This window comes from Nocardia sp. CA-290969, from assembly GCF_050936135.1.
Lineage (GTDB): Bacteria > Actinomycetota > Actinomycetes > Mycobacteriales > Mycobacteriaceae > Nocardia.
This window is the reverse complement of the sequence record NZ_JBNJNJ010000001.1, coordinates 231,887-244,082: the sequence shown is the minus strand read 5'-3', so window position 1 is coordinate 244,082 and position 12,196 is coordinate 231,887. Positions and strand designations below refer to the sequence as shown.

The window sequence follows — 12,196 nt, the reverse complement described above, 5'->3', positions numbered from 1 at the left end:
CATACGTCCAGCTTTTCCGGGGTTCAGATATCGATCGCTCGGGTGACCAGGTTCGAGACCAGATCGTCGAAGGCCACCAGAATCGCTTCGTCGTCACAGTCGGCCAGCCACCGCAGCACCGAACCCTGAACCACCGTGATCACATACCCGGCCACCGAATCGACCGGTTCGATCCAGCGCGTACCGGACCGTTCGGCGCACAGCTCCAGCCACTCCACCACGTGCCGCTGCTGCCGGCGCTGCCGCTCCGATATCACCGGATCGGGTGCGTAATCGGCCCGCGAATCCCAGTGCTGGCACAGCGTCTGCACGGTCTTCTCATAGGCATGGATCTGCTGCACCGGCCGGGACTTGACCAGCGGCCAGTAGGCGCTGATCCCCGCGTGCAGCAATACCCGCAGAGCCCGCAGACCGGTGATATCCAGCACCGCGTCGGCGTTGTCGACCGCTTCACGTACGGCCGACCGCATCCGGCCCTCCGCTATTTCTCCACGTACGCCCAACGCAAGCTCCCTCGGCAAACAACTCGCACGCTTCGGTACCGATAACACCGACACCGAAGCTGCCGGCCGGATCGGTAGGCACAGGGTCGGGAAACAGCGGCCCAACCAATCCGTCATCTCAATATTAGAAATGTTTTCGGGGTTTGAGAACAGTTACGCGGGGAAACTCGTACCCAAAGCCCGTTTTGTGACCCCTTCGCAACCGGGGCATTTCACACCGGCACCCGAGCACCCGCGATACCGGCAGGGCCTCCCGCCATCCGGGCACAGGCCATCGGCAAGTCTACGACGACGCCCCCGCCATCCCGCTGCGCTGTGCGCGATCCCACACCGCGGGCCCGACCCGGCCGGTTAGCCTGATCCGGTGACCAGCTCCCCCCTCGCCGATCATCTCCGAATCAGCGGCACCTTCAATTTCCGGGATCTCGGCGGTTTGCCCGTCCAGGGCGGCGGGACCGTCCGGCCCGGGGTCCTGATGCGCTCGGCTCAGCTCAGCCGTCTCGACGACACCGGCCATACGACCCTGCGCGAGCTCGGCGTCGGCGCCGTGCACGACCTGCGCGGCCACCGCGAAATCGAACGCGCCGGCGCCGACCGGCTACCACCGGAGATCGAATTGCGCATCACCCCGTTCGACGACGGGACGACCACCGCGCCACCGCACGAGGCGGGCGCGGGCCGGCAGGACGCACCCGGCGCCGCCCTGGCCTACATGATGGACGTCTACCGCAACTTCCCGGCCCGGCCGGAAGCGCATACCGCCATCCGGACCCTCGCCGAAGCCATCGTCGCCGACCGCGGCGCCGTGCTCGTGCACTGCGCGGCCGGTAAGGATCGCACCGGCTGGACGGTGGCCACCCTGCTGCGGGCGGTAGGGGTACCCGAGACCGAGATCTTCGCCGACTACCTGCTGAGCAATCACGCCGTCGCCGAACTGCGTACCTCGCTCAAGGACGAGTTCGGCGCCGACCTGCCGCAGGCGGTCCTCGAGGTACGCGAGGAGTACCTGCGCGCGGGCCTGGACGCCGGAACGGAACTGCACGGCGATTTCGATTCCTACCTGCGCGCCGCCGGCATCACCGCGGATCTGCGGGAGCGGCTGCGCGAGCGGCTGGTCGCCTGAATTTCGCCCGCCACCGCTAGGCAGCCACCCGAGTTCACGCCACGACAGCCGGCCGCGCGGATTCACGCCGCGGCGGCCGGCTTCACGCACTCCGCCGGACCAGCCCGTCGCGGCCGATACTCACCTGATCGCCGGTGTGGAACCAGGTGCCCGTGAACCGGTCCGCGGTGCGCTGCGGATCCTTCCAGTACCGCCGGGACACATTGGGGCCGCGGCACAGCAGCTCACCCTGACCGGACGCGGCCCGTGGCCCGTACAGCGCCAGTTCGGTGCCACCGAACGGGAAGCCCAGGACGGTACCGTCCACACCCTCGGCGGGGCCGGCCGTGGGCCCGACCGCGAGACCGATCCCGCTGGTTTCGGTGGCCCCCCAGACCGACCACTGGCGGGCCGACGGGAACACCTCACACAACTCCTGCGCGACGCCCGGTACCGGGGCAGCGCCCGGGCGTCGACCGGCGGTACTGATCCGCACCACACGCTCTGTCGGCAGGCCGGCGGCACGGCCCACCGCCAGCTCCGGCAACAGACCGGCCAGCAGGTGCGCGTTCGCGGCCACCGTATCGACCTGCTCGGCGGCAAGAGCCCGGGTGATCCCGGCATCACCCTGTGCCAGCACCACGGTGCCGCCGACGGCGAAGGTCGGCAGCAGCTGATCGACACATCCGCTGGCGTAGGCCAGCGGATGCAGGACGAGATTGCGCATACCGTCGGTGGGCAGATCGAGCGCCGCCACCATCGAGCGGATGGCCGACAGCAGGTTCTCGTTGGTCAGTTCGACGCCGGTGGGGGACTGACCGGGACCGGCTCCGTCGGTGTAACAGAGCAGTGCCAGATCGTTGAGCGCGGCGCCGTCGTCGATGAACGCGGCACCGTCGGGCAGATCGGTGGACCATTGCCCGCCACCCCGCGTCGCCCCGCACCCGCGCTGCGCCGAACCCAGAACGAAATCGGCGTCGGCATCGGCGATCACCCGCTCTGCCAGGTCGCCCGGCAGTTCGTGGTGCACCAGTACGGGCACCGCCCCGCTGAGCAGCGCGCCCAGGAATGCCTGGACCCAGCGCACTCCCGGCGGCATATGCACGGCGACCCGGTCGCCGTAGCCGATACCGTGCTCCTGCAAACCGCCGGCCACGCGGGAGGCCGAATGCCACAGCTCCCGATAGGTGAGCCGGCCGACTCCCACCTCGACCACGGCCTCCCGGTTGGCGAACGCATGGACCTGCAGGTCGAGCAGTTCGGTCAATGCCGGGCTCAGGTTGCCGTAGCGCAGGATGCCGTCCGCGCCGCGGGACAGCGGGGCCGCCGACCCGTGATCGGCGATATGGAATTCCACCAGCGCGGTCCCGGTATCGCCGGAGCCGCGGCCGGGACCGCTGTAGCCCCGGGTCGTCAGGCCGTCCGACTGGCCCGCACGCGGCAGAGAACAGGCTGCAGACCCGATGGTCGTGGTCGTACCGGCTTGCATCGGACCTCCGCGCAGTCGAACAGTCAGGCACCTGTGACTATATGACCCAGATCACAAAAATGGGTACGGAGTCGGCGAATCCGGTGAAATCGAGATCCGGAAGTTCTTTCCCGGCAACTCGCTCGCAACTCAGCGGCCGCGGTAAGCGGCCTTGCCCGGGCCCACCTCGAGAAAACTGCGCACCGCCCGCGGCAGATCCTCGGTACCGAACAGCTCACCGGAGACCTGCGGAGTCACCGAATCCGCATGCGCGACCCCACCGGAACGCCACGCCTCGACGATCCGCTTGGTCGCGGCGTGCGCCCGGGTCGGCCCCTCGGCCAGCCGGTGAGTGAGTGCCACCGCGGCGGTATCCACATCGTCGTGGATCTGGTTGACCACACCCCATTCGCGCAGGGTGGCCGCGTCGTACAGGTCGCCGGTCAGCACCAGTTCGCGCGCCCGGCCCGACCCGGCCCGTTCGGCCAGCCGCTGCGGACCGCCCATCGAAGGGGTGAGCCCGACCACGATCTCCACCAGGCCGAACTTCGCCTTCGGCGCGGCCAGGATCAGATCACAGGCCAGGGCGATCTCGAAGGCGGCGGTCAGGGTGAGCGCATGCGCGGCGAAGATCACCGGACAGGGCAGCGCCTCGATCGGATGACTGATCCGGTCGAACAGGTCCTGCCACAGCTGTGCCCCCTGCTCGGCGGTCAACCCGTCGAACGTGTGCACGTCCACCCCACCGGAGACCACTTTTCCCTCCGCCCGGATGAGCAGGGCACGCGGCGGTTGCGCGGTGAGGTCGGCCAGATCCTGGGTCAGCGCGTCGAACATGGCCTTGTCGAACAGGTTGAGCGGCGGCGCCGCCAGTGTCAGCGTCGCGACTTCGGCTCCGCCGTCGGTCACCGAACGTTCCAGTCGAGTGGGTTTGGTAGCGCTCATGGGAGCCAGCTTATGGCCCGGCCCTGCAAGACTGGAGACATGACCGAAACCGAACAGGGCAGCTACGTGGAACCGGGCGAGTTCAAGCGCGACACCAACTACATCACCACCCGGATCACCGCCGACGGCCGCGACGGTTACCCGGTGGAACCGGGCCGTTACCGGCTGGTCGCGGCCCGCGCCTGTCCGTGGGCCAACCGGACCCTGATCGTGCGCCGCCTGCTCGGCCTGGAATCGGCGATCTCGCTCGGCCTGTGCGGACCCACCCACGACAAGCTCAGCTGGACCTTCGACCTCGACCCCGGCGGCGTCGACCCGGTACTCGGGATCCCGCGGTTGCGCGACGCCTACCTGGCCCGCTTCCCCGATTATCCGCGCGGTATCACGGTGCCCGCGGTGGTGGATGTGCCGACGGGGCAGGTCGTCACGAACGACTACGCGCAGATCACCCTCGACTTCTCGCTGGAATGGACCGCCCACCACCGCGCGGGCGCGCCCCAGCTGTACCCCGAGCCGCTGCGCGACGAGATCGACGAGGTGAACACCCGGGTTTTCCACGAGGTGAACAACGGGGTGTACCGCTGCGGTTTCGCCGGCGCCCAGGACGCCTACGACGCCGCCTACGACCGCCTGTTCACGGCCTTGGATTGGCTGAGCGACCGCCTGTCCGGGCAGCGCTACCTGGTCGGCGACACGATCACCGAGGCCGACGTCCGGCTGTTCACCACCCTGGCCCGCTTCGATCCGGTCTACCACGGCCACTTCAAATGCAATCGCAGCAAACTCACCGAGATGCCGGTGCTGTGGGCGTACGCCCGCGATCTGTTCCAGACTCCGGGCTTCGGCGACACGATCGACTTCGCCCAGATCAAGGACCACTACTACAAGGTCCACACCGATATAAACCCCACCCAGGTGGTCCCCAAGGGCCCCGACCTGTCGAACTGGCTCACCCCCCACGGCCGCGAAGCCCTCGGCGGCCGCCCCTTCGGCGACGGCACCCCACCCGAACCCCCCATCCCCGCCGAACAGGTACCCCCTGGCCACGGCGCGCGATAAACCGCGTCCCGTCCCCCGAACCGTCCGGCCCGGCACTCCTGAGCGCCGAGCCGAGACGGATCTACACGCCAAGCCCGAACGCCCCAGCGGCAACACCGAGCCCGGCATGCACCCGGGGCGCGGCCCACACAACCGTCCCCCACACAACCTCGCGGCGCCGAGTCCAACGCGGCCTGGCAGGGCACATAACGCCGACACTGGACGCAACCGCCGCCGAGTCCTACAAGACCCTCAGAGGTCCACATAACCCCGAAACCCAACGCCACCACGGCGCCGCCGAGTCTCACAAGACCCCCCGAGAGGTTCACACAACCCCGAAACCGAACGCCACCACGGCGGTGCCGAGTCTTACGAGGCCCTGAGAGGTTTTGGCCCGTCCCTGCTGTCAGTGCTCGATGCGATGCGGCGCAGCCGCGAGTGTCGAGTGCTGACAGCAGGGACCAAGGGGGCCAAAACCCGCGGCGCCGCAGGCGGCGCCAAAAAACACAGCGGCCAAAACCCCGTGCCGCCGGAGGCGGCGCCAAAGATACGGAACCCGCCGGGCGGGTAATCCGTTGTCAGACCGTACGAACGTGGGGCTCGTGTCATACAGTGCACAGGGCCCGCAAAGGAGGATGACGCCGTGCGTAACGGGGCAGTGGAAAAAGCCGTGATCGAGGCACTCGACCATGGTTCCCGGCTACAAGCACCCGCCGTCGCCAAATACGTCGCACGTCTGCGGCGGGCACATCCGGAGGAGACGCCCGCGCAGATCATCGACCGCCTCGAACGCCAGTATCTGCTGGCGGTGACCGGTAGCGGTAGCGCCGTGGGCGCCTCGGCCGCGATTCCCGGGGTCGGGACGATCGCCGCGCTCGCGGCGGTGAGCGCCGAGACGACTTTCTTCATGGAGGCTTCCGCACTGTTCACCCTCGCCGTGGCCGCGGTGCACGGGGTGAAGCCGGAGGACGCGCCGCAGCGGCGGGCGATGGTGCTGGCCGTGGTCCTGGGGGACAGCGGTATGGAGATCGTGCAGAAGAGCGTCGGTTCCTCGGCCAAGAACTGGGGCACCGTTTTCGCGAACAAGGTCCCGGGCCTTTCCGGAATGAACGATTCGCTGCTCAAGCGGTTCATCGTCCGGTTCCTCACCAAACGTGCCGCGCTGATGGCCGGCAAGGTGGTGCCCGCCGGGATCGGCGCCGTGATCGGTGGTGTCGGTAACCGGGCCCTCGGTAAATCGACGATCAACAACGCGCGTAAGGCTTTCGGCCCGCCGCCGCATCACTTCGCCGACGAGATGGTGGTGGACGCCGAACTCGACCCGGCGCCCGGGCAGACGGGCAAGGAAGCCGCTCAGTGGGATTCGCAGCCGTCCCGGCCGGCGGAATCGCCCCTGCCGCCCGCCGCGCCCGCGGCTGTCCCCACCGAGCCCCGGCAACCACCGGCCGATCCACGATGACGCCCGCGATCTCGGTCCGCGGCCTGACCAAGCGGTTCCCGGACTTCGCCACCGGCGCCCAGGACGTCTCCTTCGATATCGCGCAGGGCACCTGCTCGGCACTCGTCGGTCCGCCCGGCGCCGGGAAGTCGACGATCGTCGCGATTCTGCTGGGCCTGCTGCCACCCACCACGGGATCGGTCACATTGAGCGGTGGCCGCGGCAGTTCGGCGGTCGGGGCCGTACTCGCCCCGCGTGGACTCCATCCGCGCCGGACCGTGCGGGACCATCTGCGGGTGTACGCCGCGGCCGGCGGGTACCCCGACAGCCGGGTGCCGGCGGTGCTGGAGATCACCGGCCTCACCGATCGGGCCCGCGCCGTGCCGGACGATCTGACTCCCGGCGAGGAAACCCGGGCCGCGCTGGCCACCGCGTTGCTCGGCGACCCGCGCCTGCTGATCCTCGACGATCCGGGCGCCGGTATGCAGCTGAGCGAAATCTCCTGGTTGCAGGGCTTCCTGCGGCATCACACCCGGCGCGGTGGCACCGTGCTGTTCACCGCGCAGAGCCTGGTCAGCGCTTTGCCGGTCGCCGATCATCTGGTGGTGCTCAGCGCTGGGACGGTCGCCTACCAGGGCAGTCCGGCCCGCTTGCGGCGGCGTAATCCCGACCGGTTGGTGGTCGCGTCGTCGTCATCGATCGCGGTCGCGACCGCACTGGCGGCGCGCGGTTTCACCGACGCCGTGATCCGGCCCGACGATCAGCTGGCCGTGGCCGGCGCCACCGAGGACGATATCGTCGAGGCCGCCCGGGCCGCGCGGGTCCGGCTGGACGGGATCGTGCCGGACCGGATCCATCCCGATCGGGTACTCGCTTCGCTCACCCATGCCGCGGCGGCCGGACCGGCCACTGCGGGTATGCCGCCGTCCACCACTCTGCCGTACGGGGTTTCCCGATGATCGACGTTGTACCGGCGGAGCTGATTCCGCCCGTACTGTCCGAGTACCGCAAGGCCGTTACGCTGCGCTACACCCGGGTCCTCGCCGGGCTGGCGGTGGCGACGGCAGTCGTCGCGCCCGCGGTGAGCGCGCTCATGGCCGGTCCGGCCGACCCGCGGGGCGAACCGGTGACCGGCACCGCGACCATCGGCCTCTACCTGGCGTTGCTGGCCGTCGTCCTCGGTTCGGCGGCCTTCGGCGCCGCGGGCGCGGCCGGGGAACACGAGCACGACACACTGGTGATCACCGCCCTGTTCACCGTCGACCGCGACCGCTTGGCCGGGGCGAAGTTCCTGGTCACCGGTCTCGCGGCCCTGGCGGCCGCGCTCGCGGTGGAAATCGTGGCGATGGTGTGCCTGCTGCTGTTCGGCCGGGACAAATTCGAGATCACCGGTTCGTTGTTCGCGGTACTCGGCGGCGGGCTGGTGGCCGCTGTCTGCTGGGCCGTGATCGGCACCGGGATCGGGTTGCTGCTGCGGGCCCCGCTGCTCGCGGTCGGTGCCGTCCTCGGATGGTTACTGGTCGCCGAGCCCCTGCTGTGGGTGGTGACCGCGGGTATCGGCATTCCGGGCGCCGCGACGCTGCTGCCCGGGTCCGCCACACTGAGCACTGTCTTCCCCGGCTCGTTCACCGATGCCGACCTCCTGGCCCCGGCGCCCGCGGCGATCGTGGTGTTGCTGCTGTGGACGGTGGGAATCGGCGCGTGGAGCTGGTGGTCGCTGCGCCGCACCGAGCTCTGAGCGTTCGCCGCCCGGCCGGGCGGACTCCGGGCCCTACGGCCGAACCCACACCCGGGAACAAGACCCTGTCGGTCGGCGTCGTTATGGTCGATGGCAGGTGAAACGGGGGTAATTCGGGAGGGGTGTATGAGCGAGCCGGAGGCGATGTCGCCGGTACGGGCGAGGCAGCGTGCCCGGGCCGATACCGGATGGATCCGCCGGCTGTGGGCGGAATGCCGGCGCTATCGCGGCACGCTGATCGGTATCGCGCTGGCCCTGGTGGCGGGCGCGGCGGCCGAGATCGTGGCGCCGCTGCTCACCAAATGGGCCGTGGATTCGGCGACCACCGGCGCCACCCGGGTCATCGGGATCGTCGCCGGTTTGCTGGCAGTGCTCGCCGCCGGCCGCTTCGCCGCCTCCTTCGGGCGGCGCATGCTCGCCGGGAAGCTGTCCCTCGATGTTCAGCACGGTCTGCGGCTGCAACTGCTCGGCTCGCTCCAGCGCCTCGACGGCGCGGGCCAGGATGCTTTGCGCACCGGCCAGGTCGTCTCCCGTTCCATCACCGACCTGCAGCTGGTTCAGACCCTGCTGGCGATGGCCCCGCTCTCGGGGATGTCGCTGCTGCAATTCGTGCTCGCGGCCGCGGTGATGCTGTGGCTGTCCCCGCCGCTGGCCGCGGCCGCGCTGCTGATGGTGCCGCTGGTGATCGCGGTGGTGTACCGGATGCGGCCCCGTTTGCATGCCGCCACCTGGTCGGCCCAGCAGCGTGCGGCCGAACTGGCCCAGCATGTGGAGGAGACGGTTACCGGCGTCCGGGTGGTGAAAGGTTTCGGCCAGGAAGCACGCATGGTCGACGTGCTGGAACGGCATGGGCGCCGGCTTTTCGCCGAACGGATGCGGGCCGCCGGCATCAATGCCCGCTTCTCCCCCACGCTGGCCGCGATACCGCAGGCGGGTCTGGTGGTGGTGATCGCCCTGGGCGGCTGGCTGGCCCTGCAGGGCGCCATCGGCCTCGGCACCTTCCTGGCCTTCAGCGCCTACGTGACGACCATGACCACCACCGCCCGCACCATGGCGTCGGTGATCATCCTGGCCCAGCTCACCCGCGCCGCGGCCGAACGCGTCTATCAGGTGATCGACGCGGGCCCGGCCGTGGCCGACCCGCCGCAGCCCGTGCCGGTACCGGATGGCCCGCTGGGTATCGAACTCGAGGCGGTGACCTTCGGTTTCGACCCCGGTCAGCCGATCCTTCGCGATCTCGATCTGCGGGTACACCCCGGCGAAACCGTGGCGATCATCGGTCCTGCGGGCTCCGGGAAGACGACGCTGTCGCTGCTGCTGCCCCGCTTCTACGCACCGGATTCCGGCCGGATCCGGCTGCTCGGCACCGGCGCCACGGAACCCGTCGATATCGCCGATATCGCCGCGGCGCAGTTACGTGCGGCGGTCGGCGTGGTGTTCGACGACCCGTTCCTGTTCAGCTCCAGCGTCGCCGCGAATATCGCCCTGGGCCGGCCCGATGCCACCGCCGCCGAGATCCGGGAGGCCGCCCGTCAGGCCGCCGCCGATGAATTCATCGAAGCGCTGCCCGACGGCTACGACACCGTGGTCGGGGAACGCGGTCTCACGCTGTCGGGCGGCCAGCGGCAACGGATCGCGCTGGCCCGGGCGCTGCTGGCCCGGCCGCGGATCCTCGTTCTCGACGACGCCACCTCGGCGGTGGACGCGGTGACCGAGGCCGCCATTTTCGGCGCTCTGCCCGGCCAGGGCTCGCGAACCACGATCATCCTGGCGCACCGCGAGTCCACCCTGGCCCATGCCGACCGGGTGATCCGCCTGCCGGAGCCGGCCACGGCCGTGGTGAGCGGGCCCGCCGTCGTCACCGACCGGCTGCCGGTCACCCAGTCGACGGACCGGATGGCCGCCGCGGCGAATCTCAGCGAGACACCGGAGCTGCGCCGCGAGATCGCACGCCTGCCCGCGGCCGACGAGCAGCCCCGGCTGGACCCGGCCCGGCTCCGCGAACCGGACCCGGGTTTCCGGCTGGCCCGCCTGCTGCATCCGGTGCGTCTACTGGTCCTGGCCTCGGTCCTGCTCCTGGCACTCGACGCACTCATCGGGATCGGTTTCCCGCCGCTGGTACGGCACGCCATCGATTCCGGTGTCGCGGGATCGGACCCGGGCGCGCTGGCCGTCACCGCGCTGCTCGGCACCGGACTGGTACTGGCCGGCTGGGTGGCCGCGTCCGCGACCACCCTGCTCACCTCCCGGACCGGTGAACGGGTGCTGTACGGGCTGCGGATCCGCAGTTATGCCCATCTGCAACGTCTCGGGCTGGACTACTACGAGCGGGAACTGTCCGGCCGGATCATGACCCGGATGACCACCGACGTCGACGCGCTGTCCACCTTCCTGCAGACCGGTGTGTCGACCGCCCTGGTGAGCGCGCTGTCGCTGGCCGGCATCGCGGGCGCTCTCCTGGTGATCGATACGCGGCTCGCCCTGGTGGTCCTGCTGGGTGTCCTTCCGCCGCTGATCATCGCCACGGTGATCTTCCGCCGCGTCTCCTCGGTGGCCTACAGCGTCTCCCGGGAGCGGGTGTCCACCGTGAACGCCGATTTCCAGGAGAACGTCGCCGGCCTGCGGGCGGTGCAGGCCTACCGGTACGAGCGGCGGTCGGCCCATCGGTTCGCCGAATACTCCGCCGGGTACCGGCGCAGCCGGATGCGGGCGCAGCGGGCCATCGCGCTGTACTTCGCGTTCATGGCCTCGTGGACCGATCTGGCGCTGGCGCTGGTGGTACTCACCGGTGCGCACGCGGTGGCGGCCGGGGAGACGAGCGCCGGAACTCTCATCGCGTTCGTGCTGTACCTGGAGTTGCTGTTCGGCCCGGTACAGCAGTTGTCGCAGGTCTTCGACGGATATCAGCAGGCGCGGGTGGGGTTGCGGCGAATCGGTGAGCTGCTGCGCACCCCGTCCTCCATTCGCGCCGACCCGCCCGGCGCCGACCCGATCACCGGCGGCCTGCGCGGCGATCTGGCGCTCGACGCGGTGCGCTTCAGCTACCCGGCCACCGACCGTCCCGCACTGGACGGGGTGGATCTCGCCGTGGCCCCCGGCGGGTCACTGGCGCTGGTCGGCGCGACCGGCGCCGGGAAATCCACCATCGTCAAACTGCTGGCGCGGCTCTACGACCTGGGCGAGACCGATACCGGCGTGGTCCGCGCGGACGGGGTCGATATCCGCGACTACCGGCTCGACCGGTACCGCTCGCGGCTCGGCATGGTCCCGCAGGAAGCTCACCTGTTCACCGGCGATGTGGCGAGCAACATTGCATTCGGGAAACCATCCGCGACCGAATCGGAGATCGCCGCCGCCGCCCGGGCGGTGGGCGCGGCGGAGATGATCGCCGGCCTGCCCGGTGGAATGCACCGGCCCGTCGGGGAACGCGGCCGCGGGCTCTCCGCGGGGCAACGCCAGCTCATCGCCCTGGCCCGCGCCCAGCTCGTCGACCCCGACATCCTGCTGCTGGACGAGGCCACCGCCACCCTCGACCCCGATACCGAAGAGAAAGTACTGGCAGCGACCGGTTCACTCGCCCGTGACCGGACGACCGTGGTCGTCGCGCACCGGCTGGCCACCGCGGCGCGCGCCGACCGGATCGCCGTGGTCGCCCACGGGCGGATCGTGGAAATGGGGACGCACGCGGATCTGCTGGCGGCGGGTGGGGAGTATGCCCGCCTCTGGACAGCCGCGGGTAACGCGGAAGGAATATTCTCGATAGGACACGAGTCGTCAACTATGAGGTCGGGGTAGACCGGTGGTCGGTGACGTAGCCGATGGGTACGGGGGCATATCCTCGTCGGAGGGCGTATCGGTACCCATCCACCGATCCCCGGTGCCGGGCACGTCACAAACGTCGCAGCGCGAAGAACGAAATGAGGCGAACACCTGCTGTGAGCAGCTCAAAATCCCAGTTCGGTCA

The 12,196-nt window shown here is 69.8% G+C and carries 9 protein-coding genes; 6 read left to right on the top strand and 3 right to left on the bottom strand.

Annotated features, from left to right (window positions below):
* Positions 1-23: 23 nt before the first annotated feature.
* Entirely contained in the window at positions 24-503 is a 480-nt protein-coding gene (locus ACQEVO_RS01260; RefSeq protein ID WP_432907894.1) for a TetR family transcriptional regulator, read from the bottom strand.
* Between the two features lie 364 nt (positions 504-867).
* Here ACQEVO_RS01260 and ACQEVO_RS01255 point away from each other — a divergent pair, with 364 nt between their 5' ends.
* Positions 868-1,626, top strand: a complete 759-nt coding sequence (locus tag ACQEVO_RS01255; RefSeq protein ID WP_432907891.1) for a tyrosine-protein phosphatase — start codon at positions 868-870, stop codon at positions 1,624-1,626.
* 82 nt (positions 1,627-1,708) lie between these two features.
* On the opposite strand, the gene ACQEVO_RS01250 is transcribed toward ACQEVO_RS01255, so the two are convergent.
* Both ACQEVO_RS01250 and ACQEVO_RS01245 read right to left on the bottom strand, forming a co-directional pair.
* On the bottom strand, positions 1,709-3,094 hold the full coding sequence (locus ACQEVO_RS01250) for a class I adenylate-forming enzyme family protein (protein ID WP_432907888.1): 1,386 nt from the start codon (positions 3,092-3,094) through the stop codon (positions 1,709-1,711).
* Between the two features lie 129 nt (positions 3,095-3,223).
* The gene (locus ACQEVO_RS01245; RefSeq protein ID WP_432907885.1) at positions 3,224-4,018 is read right to left on the bottom strand and encodes an enoyl-CoA hydratase/isomerase family protein; all 795 of its coding nucleotides are present in this window, start codon (positions 4,016-4,018) and stop codon (positions 3,224-3,226) included.
* Between the two features lie 39 nt (positions 4,019-4,057).
* Here ACQEVO_RS01245 and ACQEVO_RS01240 point away from each other — a divergent pair, with 39 nt between their 5' ends.
* The 5 genes from ACQEVO_RS01240 (at position 4,058) to ACQEVO_RS01220 (ending at position 12,027) form a co-directional block, all read left to right on the top strand.
* A complete protein-coding gene (locus tag ACQEVO_RS01240) occupies positions 4,058-5,077 on the top strand; it encodes a glutathione S-transferase family protein (protein WP_432907882.1) in 1,020 nt (339 codons plus the stop codon).
* Positions 5,078-5,699: 622 nt separating this feature from the next.
* Complete coding sequence (locus ACQEVO_RS01235) at positions 5,700-6,515, top strand: hypothetical protein (RefSeq protein WP_432907879.1); 816 nt, start codon at positions 5,700-5,702, stop codon at positions 6,513-6,515.
* Positions 6,512-7,453, top strand: a complete 942-nt coding sequence (locus tag ACQEVO_RS01230) for an ATP-binding cassette domain-containing protein (RefSeq protein WP_432907877.1) — start codon at positions 6,512-6,514, stop codon at positions 7,451-7,453. The genes ACQEVO_RS01235 and ACQEVO_RS01230 overlap by 4 nt, the downstream gene beginning before the upstream one ends.
* Complete coding sequence (locus ACQEVO_RS01225; RefSeq protein ID WP_432907874.1) at positions 7,450-8,232, top strand: ABC transporter permease; 783 nt, start codon at positions 7,450-7,452, stop codon at positions 8,230-8,232. The genes ACQEVO_RS01230 and ACQEVO_RS01225 overlap by 4 nt, the downstream gene beginning before the upstream one ends.
* 126 nt (positions 8,233-8,358) lie before the next feature.
* Positions 8,359-12,027, top strand: a complete 3,669-nt coding sequence (locus ACQEVO_RS01220) for an ABC transporter ATP-binding protein (protein WP_432907872.1) — start codon at positions 8,359-8,361, stop codon at positions 12,025-12,027.
* Positions 12,028-12,196: the final 169 nt, after the last annotated feature.